Origin of the sequence: Flavobacterium sp. NRK F10, assembly GCF_024054235.1 — a bacterium.
In the GTDB taxonomy this organism is placed as follows: Bacteria; Bacteroidota; Bacteroidia; order Flavobacteriales; family Flavobacteriaceae; genus Flavobacterium; species Flavobacterium sediminis.
Window position 1 is genome coordinate 232,758 of sequence record NZ_JAMXLC010000001.1, and the last position, 26,056, is coordinate 258,813.

Below are 26,056 nucleotides of genomic sequence, written 5' to 3' on the forward strand. Positions count from 1 at the left end.
TCTTGTACACATTAAATCGTACGGAACCAATGGTTACAATGCTGTCTAAGTCGTGAAACTCTAAATATTTTCCTTTACTCAATGTAGCTACTTTGGCTTTGTACCCAAATCGGGCAAACGGATTGCCTGCTTCAATATTTTTTTCTCTTCTTTCTTGTTCTTCTTTCGAGAGTTCGTCTTGTGAAAACCCTGTTCCACAAACTAAGAGAAAAGCAAATAGTAAATAAACCTTTTTCATTATTCTTGTTTACTTATAGTGTTTAGTTTTTTATTTTCGTATGCGTCTCGTTCTGTTTTTAATGAAACCAACCAATTCAAATACATGCTTTCGGGCATATTTCTATAGCCTATTTCGTGAATGTGGGCGTATTGTTGCTCTAATTGTTTTAGTTTCGTATTAAATGTTGCTTCGTCCGCTACAAACGCTAAAAGTCTTTTATCTGTCTCCGCTTTTAATAGTAAAGCATTGGCAAAATTAGAATAACATTTAATAGCTAATGTACAACATTTTAATACAAATTGTCCGTCATTATTTGGGTATTTTGTATTGTAGTTTTCAGCTAAGTCAATTAACAGCAGAGCAATACTTTCTTTGTTGTTAAGTGCTTTCATGTACACTCCGTTTGTAATAGCATCTAAGTGAATATAGCCCGAAGCCATGATCCAAGCATCAATGGGGAATATGCCACTTGTAAGCTCTGTGTTGTACCAACCATCTTTAATGCTTCTGTGTTTGATATACACATGATTGGGAGCTAAAGCCAAATGGGCATCAGTTCCTAGTTCTTCACAAAGTATTTTGTACAAGTATGGAAGTGAACGACAATTTCCTTTTCGAGTGACTAATAACTTTGATACAAATAAGTTTTCTCTATTCTGATGTCCGAACACATCGTTAAAGTCATAGCCAAAAGGTTGATACCGGTACAGTTTGTCATTAATGTAAATAGGGATCGTATCGTTCATCACCTGATACACCGAAGCCCATTTATTGACTGTCGGTTTATCTTTTTCTAAATAGGCTAAAAATCTATCTTGGATCAATGATCTGCTCAATCTTGTTAGCAGGTCAATTTCATCATTGATAAAAACAGTATCTAGTCGTCCATCGAAATAAGCATTTTCAACTGAAAAGACCGCTTTTTTGAAAGTGTACTTACTTTCATCCTGCAACATTTCATTTAAAAGCGAATAACTGTCCTCAAACAAGTTTTTTTGCTCTTGAGCCATACTTTTACCTATCAATGCTAAAAATAGGGTTATAGAAAGAATATAGTGTTTCATTTAGTTTTTTAGTTTTTGAACGGTTTTACCTTTAAATTGCTTTTTTAATTGTTCGCTTTGTTGCTTGTTCTTCGATTCATTTAATGAAGACAGCCAAGCTTCGTAAGCTGCTGCCGGCATTTCTGCATAACCCAGATCGTCAATTAACCTATTGTAATCTTTAACTGCTTTTAGCATTTCTATTGCTATCGGATAATACCGAATGTTTTGAAGTTGTTTATGATCTCTTGGATTAATTCTTAGCTGAAAGCAAACATATTCAAATCGAGTGGCTAAATAATTAGCCTTGATCATGTGAGCATTTATGTTATTTGGATATAGTTGTAAGGCTTTTTCAATAACCTCTCCTACAAATTCATCGTATCCGAATTTATGAATATAACCATTTGCCAAGTCAACATAAAAGTTAGATAATAATTCCTTTTTGGTCAGGTTTTGTAAGTAAATTTTATTTTGAAGTGCCTCGGCTTTTATATACCCTGAATTTAGAATAAAAGATGGAGCTGTAAACATTCCGTTCGTTAGCTCGATAGTATACCATTTATTGTTCTCATCTCTAAATTTGATAAAGGAGTGATTAGGAGACATTGACAAAAAAGCTTCTGCATCTATTTGCTCTGCTAAAATCAAATACAATAGTGGTAAAGAATGGCATTGACCTGTATTTGTGCTTATCAATTTTGAAACAAACATTTTTGAAAAATCATTTGTTCCCATGTAGTCTTCAAAGTCATATTTGAAAGGTAAATGTTTTTTACCATCAGTCAACTGTAAAGACTCTGAAAAGAATCGGAAGAGCATATAGTTTTTGGCTACATTATTGTTAGTATCATAACCAAGCTCTTTCATTTTTGCCAGTAGAAAGTCTCCGCCTTCTTTTATGATTTTATCAAACTCTGCTTTATCCTGTTGATTTTGAAAGTAAGCGTTCTCAATATCAAAATTGACATCTTTGACCGAATAATTCTCTACATTCAAATCAAGCATCTTGATGTAAGTGTCTCTGTAAAGTTTGGCATCATCTAATATCTCATAGCTTGGCAGCTCGTATTTTATATATAAACTCGGATCTGAGAGCTCCTTTTGCTGCTTTTGGTGAACTGCTACTTCGTTAATGATCTGTTGGTTTTGTCTGTGGACTCTATTTTGTTCATTCGTTCCTGAATATAAAGAGCCGGTCGTTGAAGGATTATAATTGCTCGATGGATTAAAATTTTGACTCCCGTAATTTTGAAATTGGGAAGGTTGGGGAGTCTGAGGACTTGGGAAATTTTGAGCAAAAGCCGGCATCAAATAGCTTCCTCCTGCTAAAAATATCAAAATGCTGTATTTAAAAAAGACCATTTTGTTCAAACTCTTACTATTACTTTGTTCTCGATCAGCTTCTTCCTTATCAAAAAAATATCGGATGATCTTATATGTGTTTGGGTTTATCCTGACAATAGGAGATCATAGTTATAAAAACCCTGACAAACATAGTACTTTAGTTCGGATCTTAATTACAGAAAAAATGTATATTTTGTTAAATTTTATATTTTATCCATTTAAAAAACAGAAAAAATCTTTTAAAATAAAATAATAGCCAACGTTTTTCGTCAGACTCTATTAAAATAACACGTAAAAAAATTACTATTATTTCAAAAATAATATTTTAAAAAAAATAAAAAATTACGTATGTTTGATTTACCCTACCAAAAAACTAAATTGTTCATCACTTTAGTTTCCTCCTTAATATCCATAATTTCTGCCAAAGTGATTAAAAAGTAATTTTAATGACTGATCTATCTCAAATATTAAACATACTGAACACTTCTCCAAGTGTTGAATTGCTACATCTAAGAAGCAGGGAAATAATTATTGAATTTTTGATGAATACATTTTCAAGCGAACAAGGTTCAATTTCTACTGAGAATATTCACAATCAATTAGCTGATTTCTTGGAATACAAGCAGGTTGAAAATGATGAAGAAAGCGAAATCAATGCTTTTGATACCTACGAAGAAAAAGCAAAAAAATACATTCTAAATTGGACAAACAAAGGCTTCCTGGCCAATTATCCTGATGAGCAAGGCGAAGTTTTCTATGAATTATCTGCTAATTCAAGTAAAACCATAGATTGGTTGACAAGTTTGAAAAAAGATGAGTTTATTGGTACTGAATCCAAGTTTAACAATATTTTTAATCAACTGAAAGAATTGGTTGAATTTACCAATGAAGATGCTGAAAAACGAATTGAGTTATTAGAAGAAAAGAAATTGGAGATTGAACAACAAATTCAACGAATAAAAATTGGAGAAGATGTAAAAGTATTTGAAGAATTTGAAATTGTTCCGCGATTTAACCAACTTAATCAATCGGCCAAAGAATTGTTGTCAGACTTTAAGGAAGTCGAAGATAATTTCAAAGAAATAACCAAAGGTATTTATCAAAAACACGCAGACGGGAGTTTAACAAAAAGCGACATATTGGAATTTACTTTCGATGCACTTGAAGCTATAAAAGAAAGTCAACAAGGAAAAAGTTTTTATGCTTTTTGGTCGTTCATTTTAAATCCTGAATTGCAAAACAGATGGGAAACTCTGACTAGAGAATTATACAAAACATTGGAGGAAAAATCAATTCCTGTTAATGACTCATTCCTTAAAGGTATGAAAAAACATCTTCATAGTTCAGGGCAAAAAGTATATAAAGCTAACGATAAAATGGCAGAAAAGTTGAGCCGTATTATTCGTGAAAGCGAGAGTTCAAAATCAGAAGCAACTAAAAACATTATTCAAGAAATTAAAAAACAACTTGTAGAAATCAGTAAGACAAAAACAAAGAAAAAGCCAGATATCTCATTTGAGTTAGAAACTGACATTGAAATTAATATTCTATTCGAGAGAAAACTAACTTTAGAACAAAAAGAAGAAATGAGCTATACAGACAAACCACAAGTTGCAAACGAAGACATCACTTCTTCCAATAATTTAAACAAATTATTTTCTCAATCAAATATTGACAAAGAATTGCTGAGAAAAAGGGTAAAAAACATACTTAAAGAAAAATCTCAAACAACACTTTTAGATGTGGTTGAGATTTATGGTGGACTTGAAAAAGGTTTGCCTGAACTGTTTGGATACATTGGCATTGTAAAAGAATTTAAACATTCAATCAATCTAGAAAAAACCCAGAATGTAGTATTTGATGTTGAAAACAAAAAACAGATTAAAATTCCAGAAATTATATTGACCAAATGAATAGTTTAGAACAAAATAGAAAACCATACAGCAAAGCAATAGTAAAATTGCTCAAAGGAGGTGTTGTCGAACGCAATTCAAATGAATGGGAAGACATTTCAAATAAATATCAGGGAGAGATTAAGGAATACATTGCACAGATTGGTCTGGAACTCATCGTAAAGAAAGATGATGGTTTTGCTTTTGTAAAACAACTTGAAGACAACGAAGGTAAAACTCTCGGTTTGGTAACACGACGACAAATCGGATTTGAAACCTCAATCGTACTTGTGGTTTTACGACAAAGTTTAGAGGAATTTGATAGTAATCCAACACAATTGGCAACGGAAAAATTCATAACAGATACAGAAATCAAGGATGAATTGGAACTGTTTCTACAGGAAGGCTATAATAAGTTGAAATTTCAGAAAGATTTGGAAAGTTACATTAAAAAGGCTGTAGAATTAGGCTATTTGAAGGAAATAAGCAAGAAAGACAACGAAACGAAATACCAAATTCATCGAATTATCAAAGAAAAGATAACACTGGATATATTACAGGATTTTAAAATAAAACTACAGGAATATGTTGAGTCTGTTTAGCACAAGTTCTGACACAGCGGGTTTCAGACTTCAATATATGGAAGTGTTTAACTGGGGAACATTTGACAAGAAAGTTTTCAGGATAAACCCACAAGGGAATAATTCATTATTAACCGGTGCCAACGCATCAGGGAAAAGTACATATATAGATGCTTTGCTTACGTTGATAGTTCCTGCAAAAAGGGACCGTTTCTATAATCAATCATCAGGTGTTGAGAAAAAAGGTGACCGAACAGAAGAAACATATGTGCTGGGACATTACGGAAATATTCAAGAAGAAGGGAAAAGCTCTACTTCTACACAAAAACTGCGTGATACGAATACCTACTCCGTAATTCTTGCTCATTTCAAAAACACAGACCAAAAACAAATTACAATATTTCAGGCTCGATGGTTTTCGAATAACGAGTTGAGAAGACAATTTGGGATTGCCCACATTCCACTTGAAATTGAAAAAGATTTCAGTCAGTTTGATGCAAAAGGACTGTGGAAAAGACGATTAGATAAAACCTACAATGCAAACAGTGCAAAAAAGAGAATTGAATTTATAGAAGGTCCAACGGCTTATGCCGAAAGAATGTCAAAACTATTCGGGATGCGCACCGTGAAAGCTCTGAGTTTATTCAATCAGGTAGTGGGTGTAAAAGTTTTGGAAGACTTAGACGAGTTTATCAGAACAAATATGTTAGAGGAACAAGATGCTGAAACAGAATTCATCCAACTCAAAGAAAGTTTTTTGACTTTAATGGATGCAAAAACCAATATTGAAAAAGCCAAAGAGCAAATCGCACAACTCACTCCTATTAATGAAATTGTAAACCAACTGAATAAAATTAAAGAGAATTTGATACAATTAGAGCAATCAAAAGAAACAGCTGTCTATTGGTTTGCAAAAAGAGGTGTTGAATTGGGAGAAAAGGAACTTGAAAAATGCAAAGCGGAATTGGAACAACTAAATGAGGAATTAACGAAGCTAAAAGATAAAGAAGATAGACTGAAACAAGACGAAAGAGCGATTTCAATAGCCATCGAAAAAGATGAAGTCGGGAGCAAAATCAAGGATTTAGAAAAGGAAATTAGAAGCCTTACAACATTAAAAGAGAATAGAATTAAGAAACTTGATGATTACAACAAAATCGCTCAAAACATTGAATTGAACACCGATCCAAGCGAAGAAACCTTTAATACGAACAGAGAGAATGCAAAACAATTAAAACAAACCACCCAACAAAAAATTGAAGAAGAAAATAAAAATCTTCGTGGCTTGGAAAACAATGGAGATGAATTAGAAAAATCAACTAACGAGTTGGTAAAAACCATTCAAACGCTTCAAAAGAATAAAAACAATATTGCAGGTCGTGTAGCTGAAATACGGGAAGAACTTATTGAATACATTGGAACGACCAAAGAGGAAATCCCATTCATTGGTGAATTGATTAAGGTAAAAGACGATGAACAAAATTGGGAATCTTCTATTGAAAAAGTATTGCACAGTTTTGCGTTGCGATTGATAGTTCCACCAAAATATTATTTACAGGTAAACCAATATGTAAACAGTAATAATCTAAGGGGAATAATTCGTTATGATAAATATGAAGAGCAGGATTATCTCAAAAATTTTCAACGTAAAAACGTAAAAGAAAAATCCTTAGTTCATAAGATTGATATAAAACCGAAAACAATTTATGCCGATTGGATTGAGAATTATTTGGAAGCTCAATTCAATTTTACTTGCGTAGATAATCTTTCTGAATTTGAGCGTCATTCTGAAATGACAATTACGCAAAATGGTTTGATAAGATCCAAAAGAGGGAAGCACGAAAAAGATGACCGTCCGCACGTTTTAAGAAAAGAAAACTATGTTTTAGGTTGGGATAATAAAGAGAAAATTGCTGTTTTAAAGAAAGAACTAATCAGTTTACAAAGTCAGCAAACCGAGAACAAAAAAGCGATTACACACAAAAATACCGAGATAAAAAATTTAGGTAGTTTCAGAGATGATTGCCATAATCTTTTTTCAAAATTTGATAAATATGATGATATAAATTGGCAGACTTATGCCCAAGAAATTCTTGAAAAAGAAAAACAGAAATCTGATTTAGAAAAAACCAACGACCGAGTAAAGAAGTTGCAGGAGCAATTAGAAAAAGTTCAGACAGATTTAAAACAACTTTCAGAGGTTGAGATTAAAAACAAAGACAGGTTGATTTTCCAAGCAGAAGCGAAAAAAGAAAAAGTTGATAATACTATAACTAGTAGCAAAGCCATTTTTGAACCTTTAGGGAATATTGAAGTTTCTGATTTTGAAACACAATATTCAGACCTATTAGGTATTGATTACAACAACTTTGAAACAACTCGTAAAAATTTTCAAGATGAAAATTCAAAAGAAACAAAAGAACTTGAAAGACAAAAACAGAAGAACGAAGACGAAGTAAAAATTAAAATCAATGCTTTTAAACGTCCTGCTGAAGAAATCACCTCTAAATTCATAGATTGGCGTTCTGATGTCAGTTCATTACCTGATTCAACAAATCTAGAATTCATTAATGAATATCAAAAGTTTTTGGAGAGGTTGGAAAAAGATAATCTTCCGAAATTTGAAAAAAAATTCAACGATTATCTACAAGAAACCATTACCAACAAAGTGGGTGATTTTAGAATGTTTTTCGAAAACTGGTCAGATTCCATCAAAGAAAACATCAAGCATTTAAACGACTCATTGGAAAAAATTGATTTTAAAAGTAGCCCTAAAACCTATATTCAGCTGGTTGCTCCGAATAGACTCAATGATGAAGTAAAAGAATTTAGGAATCTCCTGAATGCCGCCATTCCTAACATTAGAGAAATTGATGCCTCTATTGATGGGCGAAAAAACCATTTTTACAATCATATTGAACCATTGATTTCAAAATTGGGAAAAGAAGAATGGCGTAAAAAAGTTATGGATGTTCGTTCATGGTTCAACTACAAAGCCGAAGAATTTTACAAAGAAACCAATGCTAAATTCAAGACCTACGAAAATATGGGGCAGCTTTCCGGTGGTGAAAAAGCACAACTTACTTATACGATTTTAGGTTCTGCCATTGCTTATCAATTTGGTTTAACAAAAGAAGGGTTACAAAGTAACTCTTTCAGGTTTATCGCCATTGACGAAGCCTTTAAAGCGCAAGACGAAGATAAAGCTAGATATCTTATTACACTATGCAAACAGCTTCATTTACAGTTGTTAGTTGTTACGCCAAGTGACAATATTCACATTGTAGAAAATGATATTTCATTTGTACATTATGTAGAGCGTAAAGAAGAAAGACATTCCTGGTTATATGATATGCCAATTGAACAATTCAATGAAGAAAAAGCAAATTACATTTATCAATGATTACACCACAAGAAATAAAGAAAAAAGCCGAAAGAAAATATGTCTCCTTTCTTCAATCGTTGGTTGAGAACAAGCCTTTTGAGAAACTTGTAATCCGTGGTGATAAAACATATACAAAATCATCATTACCTGAATTTGGAAAAGAAATACAGCTAATTATTAGCCAATCCAAAGAGAAAAAGGGATTTGGGTACACCTTAGAATTTCAACAAGTAAGAACAAAGCATTTAGGAACACAAGACTTACCTACCTCTATCTACTTTGATTGTGAAAAAGATTTTTTAAAGTTCTTGGGAAAAGAAAGAGAAGTTGAATTGTTTAAAATAGACTTTGCTAGGATAATTGAAACTTTTCCTGAGTTTGAAGAATGGATATTCAATAACCCGACAAAAGTTATTTATAATCATATGGAATGGTACAGCATTTTAAAAGTGTGTGCATATTTCAAACAAAATCCGAAACCTAATTTATATATAAGAGAATTACCTGTAAATGTTCACACTAAGTTTATCGAGAGAAATCAAAGCGTAATAAAAGAACTACTTGATGTTCTTATTTCAGATCATATCAACTCGGAAGAAAAACAGTTTGAAAAAAGATTTAATCTAAAATACAGCGAACCCCAAATTCGCTTTAAAATTCTTGACAAAGAGTTAAGCCAAAATTTTTTTTCAGGTCTTGATGATATTGCAATTCCTGTTAGCCAGTTTGAATCATTGAACTTGCCTATTCAGAAAGTATTGATCGTAGAAAACAAGACAACACTTTACACAGCGCTAACACTTCCAAAAATGAGTGGTGCTATTGCGGTATTTGGAAGCGGTTTTAGTGTTTATAATCTAAAAAAAATATATTGGTTTACTAACCTTGAATTGCTTTATTGGGGTGATATTGATGTCCAAGGCTTTGAAATTTTATCTCAATTTAGAAGTTACTTTCCCCAAACACAAAGCATTTTTATGGACTCCTTTACATTTCAAAAGTTTTTTGAGAATGATAATGGTACGCCTACAAAAGTTTCAACGAAGCTTAATTTGACGGATAAAGAGCAAAAACTTTATGATATTTTAAAAACAAATAACTGGAGACTTGAGCAAGAAAAAATCCCATTATATTGGATTAAAGAAAATATCTAAAATTAACTACTACCTCACTAAACGAATGTAACAATCTCAAAATACTTGTTTATTGATATCCTTAAATTAGTTTCAGATTCTATAACAAATTAAATAGTATTACTTCTATATTTTGAAATAGATTAAAAATAATAACTATTTTACTTTTGAGATAGCCTCTTTTTAATTCAATCTTGGGTTAATAATTAGATAAAAAGTTTCCTATAGATCTACCTCGCATTAGCACAATCATTATTAATTGTTCATAGGCATTTGTTCAATATATTGAGATCAAACAGATATTTACATAGGGTACTTAGTTAATTGTAACTTGAAAAGTCCGGAAAAAATACATTCTCCATTTTTGCTATAACTTTTGTGGCAAAATTTTTGTTTGGAAAAAATGTGAGAATATTTCGTTCAAAAAATTTGTCAAATTATGAAAGATAGATCAAGCTTAAGCGTAACATTAGGGTTATCCCAACATGAGATAGCTTTGCTTTTAGGGATCAGCAGAAGCCAGTGGTCAATGTTTGTGAGCGGAAAACGCAATTTACCTTTAACTGCTAAAAAAAAGCTTATGGCTATTCTTATTTATCTGCAACAGCTAAAAGAGAAGGATATCTTCAATACCAAAAAATTATTGCAGACAGATCAAAGGAAGAATGGAAAATTAGTATTACAACGGAAGTTGAAAGATCTGAGATACGAACAACTGCTTCTGGAAAAGAAAATAGCGGTATCGGAACAAAAACGGGCTAAAAATCTGGCTGCTTTGCACGTTATCCGATTTTTAGAAATGCAGAAAAAGGATCCTGCCTCTTTATTAAAGAATATTCGGGACAAAGTGGAACGCAATCTGGCAACAGAAAATATCCGACGACTTGATCGCTTGCGGCTTAGATTGGAAGCAGTGATAACGTTACAGAATATTATTCAGGAGAAGATGTAATAAAACCGTTTGCTGAATTAAAGAGTATACTATATCAAAAAGTCCCGGAAGTTTCCGGGACTTTTTTAACTTAACCAAATACATGACTTTTCAATAAAAAAATCTGATCGTTTTATACTATATACAGTTCGTTACATTGCATTAGCGCAATCCATCAATTGTCCGTAAGGCATTTGTCCGTGTATGATTCCGCCAAATTGAGAACTTCCGTAACCGCTTCCGTTGTATTCCTGTTTGATCAAAAATCCTTGTAACATACAATCTTTGTTTTTGTTCTTTTCGGTAAAGGATCCTTTTATCCAACGGTATAAAATATGCCCTGTATATTTATTCTTAACAATAGACCAGTCGCTAGATTCTATGTTCAGTTTTAACAATTGAGCACCGTCTCTAGCTATTGTTTCTTTTACTTTGGCTATGGCAAAGTTTTTCAACTCGCTATTTCCATTCATGGTTCCGGCTTTAGGCATTTTTATACTCGCCATACTTGCTTTTGCGGCTTTGTCGTAATTGGCTTTTAAAGTAGCTTCAAACTCTTTTACAATCGGTTTGGCTTTTTCTAACCATTCCAAATGAAATTGTTGGTCACCTTTTCCCACGATATTCATAATGGTAATGTCATCTTGATCCATATACGAAGGAACATTAAAAGCATGTCCTCCTTGATGCGAACCTGCATAGATGACAAATACATCTTCTGCTATCAGCATTCCTCTGGTCAAAACCGGCATTCCGGTTCCTAATTCCATAGTTTGAGATCTGTCAGCTCCTATTTTAGTAACATAAGAACCTGAAACCAATTCGTACCCGATATAACCATCCGGCGACATCATTTCTAATTCGGGAGTGGTTAAAAATCGCAGCCAGGCATACTCTGTATCTTGCTTAGGCAAAATATCGACATTATCTCCCCTATCGGTCATTTGTCGTCGTAATTTAACCTGGTCTACCGCATAGCTGTTAACTCCTGAAGACATCCCGAATGTATAGGAAAGATACAAGAAGCCTTCATCAGAATCAGCAGTATTAACGATAGCGTTTGACTTAGATTCTTTTGCTTTTTTCTCCAGGTATTTCTGATAGTACAAATCTTGCTTTGCTTGATCATTCGGATACTTTTTCTCTAATTCTTTTTTAAATTCTTCATCTGAATATTCTGCAGTAGAACGCTCTGCCATTCCTGCATTTGTAGACGAATCAGAACCGGACGAAGATGTTGTAGTATCTGCTGAATTTATTTTTTTCTCAACGGCTTTTTTTGCCTTGTCTTTTAACATCTTTCCAAATTGTGCCTGACCGGTCAATGAAGCAAGAGAAAAAAATAAAATGCTATAAAAAACTTTCATTTTTAAGGTTTTAAATTAGTCTATCGGACTAAATGTAAGATTTCCGCTGTAATACATTTCAAAAGGAAGCGCCGGAGTATCTGTTGATTCTCCTGAAACGTTAATTGTAGCAGTATTACCGTTTTTAGCAATAGATAGACTAAATGTATCTAACACATAGTTTTCCGGAGCCGGAGCTCTACCATTACCTAAATTGTCAAAATCATATAATGGAAAAAAAATAATATCTACATCATCTGTTTGTGTGTAATTTCCGGAAAAATCTTGCGTCGGATGACTATCCATTTCTATTACAGCTAAACTACCTTGACCTGTAAACTCGTCATTTACCTCATCATAAGTAATTCCTTCCGAATAAATAAATAGTATAGATTCATAAGTACCATCATTATTTGTGTCAGTATAGTATAGACTAGTTTTTAAACTATAGCTTTCATCGTCAAGCTTAGCGTAGTTTTCTTTAGTGTTATCATCATCCTTATTACAAGAAGTAAACGATAGACTTGATAAAATTAAGAATGCGAATAGAATTACTTTTTTCATGTTATGATATTTAAAATTTATTTTTTAATGATTTTTTGAACACCTACCCCGTTTTCTGAGTAAATTTTAACCAAATAAAGCCCTGCACTTAAAGAAGATATATTTACTTGAGTTTGATTCGTTTCCATAACTTTTGCTCCTGTTAAGTTATAAACCTCAACTTTTTCGATTGCCTCATTAGCATCTATTGTAAAGAAATCTGTTACCGGATTAGGATACAGTTTGAAATCGTTTGTAGAAAAACTTGAACTACTTAATGTTGCATTGTATTCATAAGCACCTAAATCAATTGTGGTATTGACAAATCTTGGGTTACCTGAAGCATCTAACGTTCCGAATAAACCTGAGTTATAAAATGAATTAGTTCCTTGATCTATAACTGCTGTAGAAGTTGACGTAGGTTTATATTCAGCATCTAAATTAGGATTTGCTGTACTGATATTAAAAGCATCTGCATCAATATTAGATGTATAAGGATAAATTGTAGGTGCAATACAATTATCAATATCTAAATCTCCGTAAATACCTTCTGAAATTTTAGAATTATCAAAAACATTATCACTAACTATAGATGAATTGTAGTAATTATTATAAAAAATAGAGTTATAAACATCTACATTATTCTCTAACGAACCTAAAGAGCTTATATTAACTAAATGTTTAATTGTTGATGTTGAATAGTCATTTGTATTGTTTACAAATGTTGAATTTACAATTGTTGTGTTCATATTTGAAGTTCCTGTTTCTCTGAACCAAATAGCTCCAAAGTCAGAATTAAACTGATTATCACTAAACTCAAAATTCACAAAATTAAAATCGATAGGCGTATTACTACTTGAACTTTGGAACAAACAAATTCCGTTATTAACTAAATTGCCTTTGATGGCAACATTAATAAACTCAATAGTATCCGTAAAATATCTGTAATCCATTAATAAACCACTTGCAGCATAATTGTTTCTAATGATACTGTTTTTTAGCGTAAAATATGATGTGTTGCCTGTTACTGAAAAATAAATAATAGGATTACTACCACTAGGTTTATGAGCGTTTTCAAAAATAAAACCATCAATGGTTACTGAATTTGTATTAACCATCATTAATTGTGCTAAATTATCAGCTTTGTTTGATGAAAAATCTCCTACAATATCATCGCCATTAACATCCCCTGAAATAATGGTAGCATTTGTTGTGTAAATCAACGACATATCTCTGTCATTTTCATCAGTCTCCGTACCGTCAAAACCTCCGAAAATTTGAACAGAATCATCAGTTACCGTGAACCCTCCGGCTGTTGGGTAATACGTTCCTGCTTTTACAAATACTTTTCCTCCAGGTGTTAGACTCATAGAGTTTAAAGCATCATATAAAGAGTTATAAGCATCTGCCCAGCTTGTTCCATCATTATTACCTGTTGCACTCGCATCTACAAAAATATCTCCTGCCGGGGCTGGTGTTGATGAATTTGCAATATCTCCGGGTCCGTGAAACATTGCTGTATTTGCATGCTGTATAGCTCCTAAACCAATGATCGTTCCGCTAGAATACGTTCTTCCGTTTTGAAAACAATCAGTCGCCGGATAATTAGTTAAATCATAACCAGCTCCCATAGTTCCGTTTTGACGATAGGCTGCTAAGGGTTCAAAATTTCCTGCAGTAATATCTACAAAAGGACTTGTAGATAAATAAACAGAGTTTGGCACATCATAAACGGGTAATGAAAAATCTCTGGCATTTGTATTACCTGCAACAATCCCAGCAGTTGAATAAGATGTACTACCCACATACTCATTTGTTCCGATGTTATTGTAATACATGTTATTATACCAAAAACCTTGAACATTCCCGTTTACTCGCTCTAAGCGAATACAACTTGCAACAGAGCCGCCTGTTACGCCATTGCCTTCTTGATTTAACGCCAATGTATTATTAGAAAATCTAACTTTTAAAGTATGATAATTAACAGAAATTAAACGCGCCACACTACCTGAATAACCTGCATTTTCTACTTTATTAGCAATAAACAAGTTATTAGCAATGAAAATTTCATCGTCATCTTGAAGCGTTCTATATTCAAAAGCATACCCAACTTGCGACACATTTTCATCTACAATACTATTGAGCAAAGAAAAAGTTTTAATTGGACTTGAACTACTTCCTCCAAATATATTAGCCCAAATATCAAAAGCTGGTCTTGTAGACGCATAATTTCTAGAAAAACGACAATTTATAAGTGTTATTTCATTTTGCGTATAGTTAGCTGAACTTGGGTGACTGTACAAAGCGCTTCCGCCGTAAGCCTTCACAAAGTTGATACGATCAATAACAATGCTCTCATTTACATGATTTAAAGTTGCACCACCAAGAGTTGTTGGTTCAATTTGTAAAATACGTGTTGCATTATCACTTTTATTAGCCGAACTAGCACTTGGCACTTCATTTAAATCATCACCATTAATATCACCGGATAAATACACCGGATGTAACCATGGGTCAACATTACGATCAGCTTTTGTGTTTTCTGTTCCCACAAAACCACCGAAAATATTAACACCATATTGGTTTAAAAAAGGTGTAGAAGCATTAATTGGTTTATAAGTTCCTTCGGCTACCCAAATTTCAGCACCGGCAATATTTGTATTGGTTAACGCATCGTGCAAAGAGTTGTAGGCATTAGCCCAACTGGTTCCGTCATTGTTTCCGGTAGCATCGGTATCAACATACACTACGGTTTGCGCCTTTAGACTAAAAACGAATAAACTAAGCGCTAAAAGTAAAATTTTCTTCATTTGTGTTTCTTTTTATTACAACAACAAAGAAAATTCATTACGTAAAGTCAGTATTTTGTTATCTTATAAAGACTGCTGATTTACTTCTGAAACTGCTCGTTTTATTGCTAAAGGATTTTACCAAAAAGTATCTTTGATCACTGCCATAAATTCGTCTTTTTTAGATTTAGCGATCGGTATTGTTTTTTTGTTCTCGAGGATCAGGTAATCACCGTCGCTCTTAACAAGTTCTTTAACGTACATCAGGTTGACCAGAAAGCTTCGGTGGCATTTAAAAAAGATAGGTTTATTCTCTAATTGGTCACTAAAGAACTTCAAAGGTTTGCTGACCAGTTTGGTCTCATCGGTTTTTAAATGCACTTTGGTATACATGCCGTCTGCTTCAAAATATACAATATCGTCTAAGTTCATGAACAGGATTCCTTTGGGTACATCGAGTGCTATTTTAGTAACCGCAATTTGTTCTAAAGCTTCTTTTAAACTTTCAAGCTTCGTGCCTAACTCATTTTTTTCAATTTCGGCAATGGCTTTTTGGGTAGCTTTAATAAGCTCCTGCTCATCAATAGGCTTCAACAAATAATCCAAAGCATTCAGCTTGAACGCATCAACTGCATATTGATGATACGCTGTGGTAAAGATGATCTTAAAGTTCATTGCTTCAGTATCAAAATAATTAATGATCTCTAAACCGCTTTCGCCGGGCATCTGAATATCGAGATACACTATATCTATCTTTTCTTTTTTCAAAAGAGCAACTCCTTCTTCTAAATTGGACGCTTCAAAAAAAGAATCAAACTGCGCAAAGTTCTCTTTTAAAAAGGTTTTTATTAAGCTTCTTGCGCTCTTTTCGTCATCTATTATAATGCAATTCATTTTAGTAATTGGATATTTGTATAATTACGGTTGTTCCTGTCGGACGACTGAATTCATCGTGTTTATCGACTATGGTAACCGAAATGTTTTTATTGTAATTCTTATTCAGTAATTCCACTCGCTTAGCAGTGGCTTTGGTGGCAAAGGACTTGTATTTGTTCTCTTTATTTTGGGTAGCCTGTCGCCCTACTCCGTTATCATCGATCATGATTTCGAAAAAAGAATCTTTTTCCTGAAAACTGACCTTTATCTTTTTTAGCCCTTTTTTATTGCTCAATCCGTGTTTTATGGCATTCTCTATAAATGGCTGTAACAATAAAGATGGTATTTTGAGATCAGAGCCTAACAAATTTTTATCGTACTGTATTTCGTATTCAAAATCGGTCTCAAATCGTATCTTTTCAAGGAACAAGTATAGCTCTAAAGTTTCTATTTCTTCTTTTAAAAAGATTTCGCTTACCTGACTGTGTTCCAGATACAAACGCATTAAACGGGAGAACTTAACCAGATAGGAACTGGCTAATTTTCGTTCGTTGTGAACAATATAATCCTGTATAGAATTCATTGCGTTAAAGATAAAATGAGGATTCATTTGGGAACGCAAATTTTCTAATTGCAATGCGGTTATCTTTTTATCCACGAGTAATTGTGAGATCTCTCGGTTCTTTTTTTCGATTTTTATTTTGTTGGAAATCGTTACGATCCCATATAAAATTAAGACCAGCAGTACACTTATCATAAAAACAAAACCTTTGGTTTTCCAGAAAGGTTCATTGACAACTACTTCAATGGAAACTATTTTATTATTGGTCCGGGCCACTTCATCAATATAGAATGGAAAAACTTCAAAGACATAATTTCCGGGCGGAATGGATAAGTATTTTACGGAGCGCTCTGCCTCTTCAATTTCCCGCCACGTATTGTCGTAATTTTTCAGTCGGTATTTGTACGATATATTTTCTGCATTATTAAAAGCATTGGTATTAAATGAAAATTTAATATTGTTCTTTTCGTGTGTTAATTCAATTTTTTTACTAATATCAATTTCCTTATCTAAAACGGTCACTGCTGTAAAATATGCATCAGGAATTTTTGTTTTTTTTTACTTAAAAGTTCCTTTTTTATAGAAAATATTTCTTTATTACTGGTGTAAATGATCTTATCCTTAAAAACTTCCAGAGAAACTATAGAACCGCTGATACCACTGTTCCGTGTATTGTAAAGGGTTTCCTTGAATTTGTCACTCCGATCGATCATTAGCAACCCTTTTTCAGAAACTATCCAAAGTTCATTCTTATAGGCTTTTAGGAATTTAATTTCTTTGGGTTCAAAATCTTTAAAGCGATAATTAAAAACTTCATTGTTTTTTAAGTAGTATAGCTTGTTCTGAACTCCGGAAAACCAAATGGTACCGTCATCCGTTTCTGCGATCGAAGTAGCGTTAAATATCTCATTCTTAAATTGCAATAGCTTTTTTTTGCCACTGCTAAACTTATATACACCACTGGCTGTTGCTATAAAAAAGTCTTGAGTTGTTTTACTGACATGGGCTGTATACGCCCGGGAATCATCTACTGTATCTTCCTGAATACGGTTGTACTTTTCGGTATATAAAACCGATTTGTTATACGTTAAATACAATACTTTATCGCCGACAACCTGAATATCTTTGGCTACATTGAACAGCGACGTTTTTTGAAATGTATGTTTTTTAAGATCATATATAAAGCTCTCGTTATTATTTACACCGATGTAAACAATATCTTTCTTCGGATCCACTTCTATGGCTGAAAGAATATTCTTTGTGGGTACTTTTAAAACTTTGGTAATGCCTTTTATTACATCAAAAAACAGCAAATAACCTGAATCCGTGTAAAAAATAAGTTCTCGGTCATTTTTAGCTTTAGAGCCAACAATATATCCATAGCTTTCATAATTAAAATTATTAGAAAGCAGGTTGATATTGGGCACTACTTTTATTCCGTCTTTTAGCGTTGCAAACCAATAGTTGTCTTCTGAATCTTTAAAAAGATGGCTTACTTTATTCTCTTTAAAAAAAGTATTTCTGTAAACAAAAGAATCTTCTTTATACTCGTATACCTGTGTTCCGTTGTACGTAAATACAAAAACCTTATGATCCACTACCTTTACATTGATCAACCGCTCAAAAGCTATATCTTCGGGACTATTGATCTTTAAATGACCGGAATCGGTAATCTTAAAGAATTGTCCTTTTGATCTGTTTTCAGCGAATAAAAAACAGGTTGTATCTAAAACAAAGAAAACAGGTTTTGAAGAGGAGTTCTCTATTTCTAATTGCGATAGTTGTGTGATCTTATCCGTAGAAAAATCAATTGTAAAGATTCGGCTTTCATTGCCAATAAAATATCCTTTTTCTCCCGTGTAACAAGACGTTAATACTTTTGTGTCACTTATTTTCCGGATGGTCTCTGCATCTGATCTGTAAATTCCTTTAGACGAAAACAAATAAACGATATCTTCGCCTTTAACAATAAACTGACTCAACCCTCCTTTCAGAACGGAATTGAAATCCTTATAGAACTGAATACTATCGTTCTTTACATAAAAAAACTGTCCGTACAGGTTGTTGAACCATAACTTTCCTTTTTTATCGATTTGAAGATTGAAAACAGTATTTCCTTTTTGTTCCTCGTTTCTTACTTTTTCAAACTTTCTGCCATCATATTTTAAAAGACCATTCTCAGAAGATATCCATTTTGTTCCGTTCGGAGTCTCAATGATGTCATAAAACTCATTACTATATTTATTTAACTCATCGCCAAAGTCAAAAACAACCGGATTTTGAGCCGAACCATAAACGCAGAAAAATATAAATAGTATTCTGATGTAAACATTCATATTCGGTAAAAATACAAATAATAGAAGAATGGCAGATTTTAACTTCTGAAATGAAGTCAAAAACTTCTAAATGAATTAACTTTACCGTTCTATTCCTGATTTGAAATGAAAGATCTGTTCAGACAACTGGGGGAATCTCCCAAAACCAAACAAAAAGAACAATTCAATACTTTTTCCAATTATGCCAACGGAAAGTTTCAGAATATCACAACAACTCCGGCACTCCGGGAAGGTGAAAGCATGCTAAAGGTATTATGGGAATTCTTTAAAAAACATCCGGAAACCGAACCGAAATTTCCGATCCCTTCCGTTCGTACCGATCTGAAAGCAATTTCTAAAAACGACGAGGTTTTGGTGTGGTTCGGTCACAGTTCGTATTTCTTTCAGACACATGGAAAAACCTTTTTGGTCGATCCGGTTTTCAGTGGTAATGCTTCGCCCATCCCCGGCTCAGTAAAAGCTTTTAAAGGTGCTGATGATTACAATGCGGAAGATATGCCGGATATTGATTTTCTACTTATTTCACATGATCATTGGGATCATTTGGATTATCATACGATTCAAAAATTGCAAACCAAAGTAAGCACTGTGATCTGCGGAATGGGTGTTAAACAGCATTTTGAATACTGGGGCTGGGATCGTAATACGATACATGAAAAAAATTGGTACGAATCCGTTAATCTCGAAAACGGATTTTCCATAACCTTAACTCCGGCACGTCATTTTTCAGGGAGGTTATTCACACGGAATATCTCTTTATGGACCTCTTTTGTATTGGAAACACCTTCTCAAAAACTATTCTTAGGTGGCGACAGTGGCTACGGTCCGCATTTTGATGAGATCGGAGCACAATTCGGTCCTTTTGATCTGGCAATTCTCGAATGCAGGCAGTATAACGAAAAATGGCCATACATTCATTCCCTTCCGGAAGAGATCATAACGGAAACCAAAGCCTTAAAAGCTCAGTTCATTTTACCGGTTCATCATTCCAAATTCAAGTTGGCGCAACATCCTTGGTACGAACCGCTGCAACGGATTACTGAATTAGCCGAAAAAGAAAACTATCCGGTTATTACACCAAAGATAGGCGAAAAGGTAATTTTGGATCAATTGAGTACCGTTTGGGAAAAATGGTGGGAACAACTACTATAATCCACAAAATAACAACGACTTAACACTATAATTACATCCTATAAATTCTACTCAAAAATAAAAACAGGTATTTTTGCCTGTACTCATCTTGTAGCGATTTTCTACTTTTACTATTGAGTATTAGTACCGATACGTACTGCTTACTTTAGTCACTGTTATTACCTAAACCGATTTGTGTAACCTTTTACGTCATGTAAAACTTTACCTGAGATACAACTCTTAAAACTCAATATTATGACAATGACTAAATTTGACACTCCGGCGTATCAGGGAGAAAAAGATTTCCAAAACCAACCTGATAAACTAAAAGAACAATTTTTAGCTTCCTGGAGCAATTATGTTAACTATTGCACCATTAATTCTCAAATGGGAAATCCCTGGACCAGCCTTTACGACCATCCCAGAAGTTGGTATTACGACCCGCTGGTAACTCCTGTTATTCCGGCTTCCAGTAATACCGTTCCGATCCAATGGACTGCCTTTCCGAATCGGATCAATCATTATTTCCAAGGGCTTTTCAGTCATACTTTCGGAGAAGATGCTACTGATAAACTTCATGAATTGGCCGATATAGGTCCGGATGCTTTTAGTCAAAAATACAATATCACTCTTGATGTTCCCGCTAATCCATGCGATCCGAACAATACTCAAACAAAATCCTTTGGTCCCAAAGGACCGAGAGGCTGGCAGGACGAATACTGCGAATGGTCGGTAACACGTGATGAGAACGGCAACATCACAGCGGTTGACTTTACGCATGAAAATCCTGAATATTGGTTCCATTTATGGCGTGTATCTCCCGATCTGGTATTGTCTCTGTACCAAGAGATCTTAAGCCAACCAAATATTAAACTGGAAGATCTTTACCTGTATGATGCCAACAATAATCCGGTGATCGTACGCGAAACCGGAAAACCGGCCTATAATCCTATCAACAAATGGAACAGCGGTTCGGCTACCACAGGTTTAAGCGGTGGTGCTATTCACCTTACCAGTCCGCCGAATTCTTTAGGTGCGGAAATTTATCTGGGGGCTGCTGCCACTATTTTGAGACAAGTGAACGGAACCATTCTCAAAGATGCCAACCAACTTATCTGTGCTTCTCAATACGGACAAATTTACCGCAATAGTGATCCACGTATCGGGCAATCGGTAAATTTATTGGTACAAGATCATGATCTATTGATCACGCTTACTAACCCTATTGCTTTATACGGGCAAAAACCCGACCTAAGTATGTTTGAAATGCCTGCCAATGCCAATAAAACAATTCAAGATTGTTATACGATCGTCAGAGGATTAGAAAATAATTCCGGTAAGGCTTATTACCCGAACAATATGATCTTACATTCCCGCTTTTTTGTACCGGAAGGTGCTAACTTTACACTAAGCGATATTAAAATAAACGGAGTGCCTATGAAATGGGGTTCTCAAATTGCAGATACATTTCAGGTACAATTAGCCGGAACCGGCATACCGGCAAGCAGTGGCCAGAAACCGGAAATATTTCCTCCGGTAGCCGATGCTCCTGTTCTTTTACCTAATATCCAGTACGTTTTAGATTATGACGTTTTATCGGCTAGCTTATACAATAAGCTCAATTCGCTCTCTAACCTGACTTCCTGCATTACTCAGGTAGAAGTCGGTAAAACAACAGATAATATTGCCATTCTTACTTATAATGCCACAAAAAACACGCAATTTGATTTTGGTCCCGGTATTACAACAACGATCAATTCGTATCAGGATTTGGGAAACAACGGGCAGTTATTTGTTGTAAGCCTGGAAGTGGACAGTTCTGCTTCAACCGGACAAAAACCACTGGCTTTGTACAATACCTCAACTGATCCGAAATATCCTATTGCCGGAGTATTAGAAGTGGTTCCTGCCGGAACTTTACCTACACTAAGTACTAAAAAGAATGCTACGGCTCTTTCAGAAGCGCAAGTTGAACACTTAAAAGCTATTCTGTAATATGAGAAAAACGCTATTATGGGGATTGAGTTTGCTTCTCTTACTGACCTCATGTAAAAAAGAGAAAAATACGGAAGAAATGACCGAAGTGGCTGCAACACAAGAAACAGAACAGGAAACTATAGATTGCGGTGCTTTCTGTAATCCTCCGGAAGTTTCCTATGTGCTGCCGGACGATGCCTGTAACCTGAGTTCGCAAAAAACGATGAACTGTTTTGCCTGGAGTAGCTTTTTAGCCCTTAACTGGAAAGCGGGCGGACAAGGAGTTCCGGATAGTACAGCAACGGCTTCGACCTATGGAACGCCCGGCGATTTCAGTCCGACAGTATGGGAAAGCTGTCCAAGTGTTGATGCTATTTTTTCGGCACAAGGAAAAAGTTTAAAAGCATTGAACCCGCTAACGTCAATTAAACGTATCCATAAGCTAAGTAAGATCGGCTTGTTACTGAATAAAGTAAATAAAAAATCGCTCAAAGCATCTAAAGACAGTAAACTTGAAGAGATCTTTCAGGCAAAAGGGACCTGGCTTACCGATCAGGGAGGAAATCTGGTATGGTATGAGGTACTTGTTGATATGACTGAAGCCGATTTTATCAATGCAAACCAATTGTATACAATGGCTAACTTGAAAAATTATGCTTCCCAACACAATGGTGTTTGGCTGCCGACAGGTTCAATTGAGTTTAAAGCCGCCTGGAAAGTGGTTCCGGAAAAAGAGGTAGATTCTGTACAGAAGTATTATAAAATGTCTCAGGCTCTAGTTCCTACTGTAACCGGTTTTGACACTAACAATCAACCTATTTACGGAAAATATACACAGCAATACCTTGCGTTAGTAGGTTTGCATATTATTCGTAAAACGTCTTTAGCTTCACAATTTGTCTGGATGACATTTGAACATGTACATAATGCACCAACAGCCGGTCAGGTTGACAATTCTGTGAATTATAGCTTTTTTAACCCAAATAGTACGGCTATTCCTAACCAATCGCCTGTGCCGAATAGAGATAGCCTTTCTACTCCTGTACAAGTAGTACGGATCGCTAATAATGCCTTAACTACCGATATTAAAACATTAAATGCTCAGGTACAAGATCTGATTCGCCAAAGCAATCCGCAATCGGTATGGCAATATTATCAACTGGTTAATGTGCAATGGCCTCAGAACCCGGTACAGGACGGAAACAACAATAAACAGATCCCGCTGCAAATGGGAGGTATAACTCCTTCCAATATTGCTAATACAACTATGGAAACCTACGCTCAAAGTACGCAATGTATGTCGTGCCATCAATACGGCAGCATTAACGGTACACAATACCCTACCGACTATAGTTTTGTGTTCTTACAGGTAAAACAGTAGAATACAGGCTATAATTAAAGTAGGCCATAATAGAGGTTTATATTAACTCCTATTAAAAAAGGTTGTCTTCTATTGAGACAACCTTTTTATTGGGGTACTGAACCTTCGTCATATTTTAGTGTATTACAACTTTATCTCCTAAAAACTTGGGTTTTACATTACATAGAAAATCAATAAAAACTTTATCTCTTGCTAAAAACTCCCTTAACTGTGTCTTAAATCCTGCATAAGCATTCACGTCTTTTGCATTAAAAGCAATAGCTTTTATTCCGTAATGTTCCGCAATATAAACGGCTCTTTCGTTGTGAAACTGCTGAGACACAATAATGATCTGATCCTGACCGAATATCTCTTTGCACCTCACGACGGAATCCAATGTTCTAAAGCCTGCAAAATCCAAATAGATCCGTTCTTCCGGAACACCTCTTTTCATCAGTTCCTGCTTCATATCTTCCGGTTCGTTATAATCTGCACGACTGTTGTCGCCACTTATGATCACATTTTTGATCTTTCCTGCTTGATACAAGGCTACAACAGCTTCAATTCTATTAAAGAAATAAGCATTGGGTTGACCACTTTTTAGTGTTTTACCGGTTCCCAATAACAGGGCTGTTTGTGTCTCCGGAACTTCCGAAACAGAACCATACACTTTAGGAGCTGCCTCCCTCTGAATCGTTTTATAGGCTACTACAGTACAAATTACAAATAGTAAGACTAAAAAGGCTAAATATCGTTTTTTTGCTTTGATCTTTTTTCCGAACATCGATCGTTTATTTAATGAGTCTACAAATTAACCTAATTTTTGTCTATTTGTAAACCAATGAGTACCTTTATTCGCTCAATTGATAAAATATTTTGTATGTCAAAAGCGATCCAAGACTTATATCCTGATAATTTAGCCCATTGTTACGGCTGCGGTAAAAATAACCCTGATGGCTATCAGCTTAAAACCTATTTAGTAGGTGATGAAACTATAGCTCATTTTACACCGGAAGAAAAATATACTTCTATTCCGGGAAATGTTTACGGCGGTTTGATCGCTTCGCTCTTAGATTGTCACGGCACCGGATCGGCAGCTGCTTTTGCCTGTCAGGCAGAAGGCATTTCTTTAGAAGAAGCTCCTATACCGGTTCGTTGTGTAACGGCTTCCTTAAAAGTTGATTTCAAAGCATTGACTCCTATGGGTGTTGAATTAGAACTGAAAGGTAAACTCCGAAGTATAGAAGGAAGAAAGATCTGGGTCGATATGACGCTGAGTGCCAACGGTACGGTTTGTGCCACAGGAGAAATTCTGGCAATCCGGTTAAAGGATTAGTAATACAACCGGAAGCCCAGACTTTTGCACAAGGCATAACGCTGTCGGAACAATTCTTCCACTAATTCCGTAACCTCGTCGTATTCCTGATACAGTGCGAAGAACAAATTGTCCAACACCGTACTCAATACAGGAACGGCATTACCATAGCCGGAAATGGCTTTGGCTCCGGTCACGTCTAAGAAATATTGGAAGGATTCTTCTTCTAAATTCAATTGCATGGTGTTGGCAAAATGGACGATCTTTCCGGTGAGCTTTCCCTCGAAAAATTCGGCGATCTCTTCCAGTGTATAATAGTAATTATCCAATGTAATTTGGTTGCCTCTTCCTTCAAACACGAGATACAAAATAGAATAGTCTTTAAAATGGCGGTCTTCGTATAACAGAGTGCTTAAACTTTCTTCTAATCCTTCTAAACTGTCGCACGTCTTATAGACATTGGTTACTCCGTAATGTGATGCTAGATTTTCTAACGAAGGTAAAATTAAACTTTTATTAGGTACTGAAATATCGGCAACGCCTTCGAGGCAATAGAGGTAGTGGTTGTCGTTCATTTACAAAAATCAATTTTTAGATAGATAGTATAAATTTAATTATTACTTTTCAAATAATACAATACTACTCTATCAACATCATCATATAATTTAAAAACCACATAATACCATTTTAAATGTGGAACATCTACCGTAAAAACATCTCCTTTTTTGTGATTTTTAACTGCTTCACGAAATGTTTTTTCTATGTTAATTTCATCTACCCAGCCCAAATTCCCTCCTGACTTTATATTATGATCCATTGTATACTCTGCCACTAAAACATCTGATGTCATTCTTTGTGAATATTTCTCTAAAACTTCTTTACGTTTTGCATTAATTTCTTCTCCACTCAATTTTTTACCATCAAAATAAATATAATTGACTTTAAAAGCTACAATAGTCTTACTTTCTAAATATTTAACTGTACCTTCTTTCTCTTTTTTTAGTAATTCGTTACGATAAAAGACCAAACTATCCGGTGTAGTTGAAATATGTTCAATCTGAAAGTCTAAGGTTGGTTTATTTTCTAAATATTGTTCTGCTTCTTTTAGTGTGGTAATCTTATCAAAAGACTGGGCATAAAACTGTAAACTGAAAAGTAAAAGTATAAGGTATCTCATTATAAATATTTGTTCTTTAAATAAATTAATGTGGGACTAAAGTAATTATCACTTTAATATTAAATATTCGGTAAAAGTATACTTTAATTATTATTTTGAGCTATCTATGTCT

20 protein-coding genes and 1 pseudogene are annotated in these 26,056 nt (G+C 34.4%); 9 read left to right on the forward strand and 12 right to left on the reverse strand.

The window, feature by feature from the left end; translation table 11 throughout:
- From NHF50_RS01070 to NHF50_RS01080, 3 genes and pseudogenes are all read right to left on the reverse strand, one after another.
- Window positions 1-238, reverse strand: a pseudogene (locus NHF50_RS01070) (hypothetical protein); the annotation flags it as partial.
- Window positions 238-1,284, reverse strand: a complete 1,047-nt coding sequence (locus NHF50_RS01075) for a hypothetical protein (RefSeq protein ID WP_252774753.1) — start codon at window positions 1,282-1,284, stop codon at window positions 238-240. The pseudogene NHF50_RS01070 and the gene NHF50_RS01075, both read right to left, overlap by 1 nt.
- On the reverse strand, window positions 1,285-2,604 hold the full coding sequence (locus NHF50_RS01080; RefSeq protein ID WP_252774754.1) for a hypothetical protein: 1,320 nt from the start codon (window positions 2,602-2,604) through the stop codon (window positions 1,285-1,287).
- 452 nt (window positions 2,605-3,056) lie between these two features.
- On the opposite strand from NHF50_RS01080, the gene NHF50_RS01085 reads away from it, so the two are divergent.
- The 5 genes from NHF50_RS01085 to NHF50_RS01105 all read left to right on the forward strand — a co-directional run bounded on the left by NHF50_RS01085 (window position 3,057) and on the right by NHF50_RS01105 (window position 10,553).
- The gene (locus tag NHF50_RS01085; protein WP_252774755.1) at window positions 3,057-4,523 is read left to right on the forward strand and encodes a DUF3375 domain-containing protein; all 1,467 of its coding nucleotides are present in this window, start codon (window positions 3,057-3,059) and stop codon (window positions 4,521-4,523) included.
- Window positions 4,520-5,104, forward strand: a complete 585-nt coding sequence (locus tag NHF50_RS01090) for a DUF4194 domain-containing protein (RefSeq protein WP_252774756.1) — start codon at window positions 4,520-4,522, stop codon at window positions 5,102-5,104. The genes NHF50_RS01085 and NHF50_RS01090 overlap by 4 nt, the downstream gene beginning before the upstream one ends.
- Window positions 5,105-5,141: 37 nt before the next feature.
- A complete protein-coding gene (locus NHF50_RS01095; RefSeq protein ID WP_252774757.1) occupies window positions 5,142-8,486 on the forward strand; it encodes an ATP-binding protein in 3,345 nt (1,114 codons plus the stop codon).
- Window positions 8,483-9,622 (forward strand): Wadjet anti-phage system protein JetD domain-containing protein, encoded by a 1,140-nt coding sequence (locus tag NHF50_RS01100; protein ID WP_252774758.1) that lies wholly within the window; start codon window positions 8,483-8,485, stop codon window positions 9,620-9,622. The genes NHF50_RS01095 and NHF50_RS01100 overlap by 4 nt, the downstream gene beginning before the upstream one ends.
- A 418-nt stretch (window positions 9,623-10,040) precedes the next feature.
- A complete protein-coding gene (locus NHF50_RS01105; protein ID WP_252774759.1) occupies window positions 10,041-10,553 on the forward strand; it encodes a helix-turn-helix transcriptional regulator in 513 nt (170 codons plus the stop codon).
- A gap of 131 nt (window positions 10,554-10,684) precedes the next feature.
- Here NHF50_RS01105 and NHF50_RS01110 read toward each other — a convergent pair whose 3' ends face one another.
- From NHF50_RS01110 to NHF50_RS01135, 6 genes are all read right to left on the reverse strand, one after another.
- Complete coding sequence (locus NHF50_RS01110; protein ID WP_252774760.1) at window positions 10,685-11,899, reverse strand: hypothetical protein; 1,215 nt, start codon at window positions 11,897-11,899, stop codon at window positions 10,685-10,687.
- A gap of 15 nt (window positions 11,900-11,914) precedes the next feature.
- On the reverse strand, window positions 11,915-12,442 hold the full coding sequence (locus tag NHF50_RS01115; protein WP_252774761.1) for a hypothetical protein: 528 nt from the start codon (window positions 12,440-12,442) through the stop codon (window positions 11,915-11,917).
- 17 nt (window positions 12,443-12,459) lie between these two features.
- Window positions 12,460-15,231 (reverse strand): T9SS type A sorting domain-containing protein, encoded by a 2,772-nt coding sequence (locus tag NHF50_RS01120; protein WP_252774762.1) that lies wholly within the window; start codon window positions 15,229-15,231, stop codon window positions 12,460-12,462.
- A 117-nt stretch (window positions 15,232-15,348) separates the two neighbouring features.
- Window positions 15,349-16,104, reverse strand: a complete 756-nt coding sequence (locus NHF50_RS01125) for a LytTR family DNA-binding domain-containing protein (RefSeq protein WP_252774763.1) — start codon at window positions 16,102-16,104, stop codon at window positions 15,349-15,351.
- A 1-nt stretch (window position 16,105) separates the two neighbouring features.
- A complete protein-coding gene (locus NHF50_RS01130) occupies window positions 16,106-17,170 on the reverse strand; it encodes a sensor histidine kinase (protein WP_252774764.1) in 1,065 nt (354 codons plus the stop codon).
- A complete protein-coding gene (locus NHF50_RS01135) occupies window positions 17,167-18,984 on the reverse strand; it encodes a hypothetical protein (RefSeq protein WP_252774765.1) in 1,818 nt (605 codons plus the stop codon). The genes NHF50_RS01130 and NHF50_RS01135 overlap by 4 nt, the downstream gene beginning before the upstream one ends.
- A gap of 105 nt (window positions 18,985-19,089) precedes the next feature.
- Here NHF50_RS01135 and NHF50_RS01140 point away from each other — a divergent pair, with 105 nt between their 5' ends.
- The 3 genes from NHF50_RS01140 (at window position 19,090) to NHF50_RS01150 (ending at window position 23,473) form a co-directional block, all read left to right on the forward strand.
- Window positions 19,090-20,136 (forward strand): MBL fold metallo-hydrolase, encoded by a 1,047-nt coding sequence (locus NHF50_RS01140; RefSeq protein WP_252774766.1) that lies wholly within the window; start codon window positions 19,090-19,092, stop codon window positions 20,134-20,136.
- A gap of 234 nt (window positions 20,137-20,370) precedes the next feature.
- On the forward strand, window positions 20,371-22,110 hold the full coding sequence (locus tag NHF50_RS01145; protein WP_252774767.1) for a hypothetical protein: 1,740 nt from the start codon (window positions 20,371-20,373) through the stop codon (window positions 22,108-22,110).
- 1 nt (window position 22,111) lies between these two features.
- Window positions 22,112-23,473 (forward strand): hypothetical protein, encoded by a 1,362-nt coding sequence (locus NHF50_RS01150; protein WP_252774768.1) that lies wholly within the window; start codon window positions 22,112-22,114, stop codon window positions 23,471-23,473.
- A gap of 115 nt (window positions 23,474-23,588) precedes the next feature.
- On the opposite strand, the gene NHF50_RS01155 is transcribed toward NHF50_RS01150, so the two are convergent.
- Window positions 23,589-24,236, reverse strand: coding sequence for a vancomycin high temperature exclusion protein (locus NHF50_RS01155; RefSeq protein ID WP_252774769.1), 648 nt, complete (start codon window positions 24,234-24,236; stop codon window positions 23,589-23,591).
- A 96-nt stretch (window positions 24,237-24,332) separates the two neighbouring features.
- Between NHF50_RS01155 and NHF50_RS01160 the strand changes: the two genes are divergently transcribed.
- Window positions 24,333-24,788, forward strand: coding sequence for a PaaI family thioesterase (locus NHF50_RS01160; RefSeq protein ID WP_109567957.1), 456 nt, complete (start codon window positions 24,333-24,335; stop codon window positions 24,786-24,788).
- On the opposite strand, the gene NHF50_RS01165 is transcribed toward NHF50_RS01160, so the two are convergent.
- Both NHF50_RS01165 and NHF50_RS01170 read right to left on the reverse strand, forming a co-directional pair.
- Window positions 24,785-25,342 carry a DUF6642 family protein gene (locus NHF50_RS01165; RefSeq protein ID WP_252774770.1) on the reverse strand — a complete coding sequence of 186 codons (558 nt, stop codon included), beginning with the start codon at window positions 25,340-25,342 and terminating at the stop codon, window positions 24,785-24,787. The genes NHF50_RS01160 and NHF50_RS01165 overlap by 4 nt on opposite strands.
- A gap of 35 nt (window positions 25,343-25,377) precedes the next feature.
- Entirely contained in the window at window positions 25,378-25,944 is a 567-nt protein-coding gene (locus NHF50_RS01170) for a peptidylprolyl isomerase (RefSeq protein WP_252774771.1), read from the reverse strand.
- Window positions 25,945-26,056 lie beyond the last annotated feature (112 nt).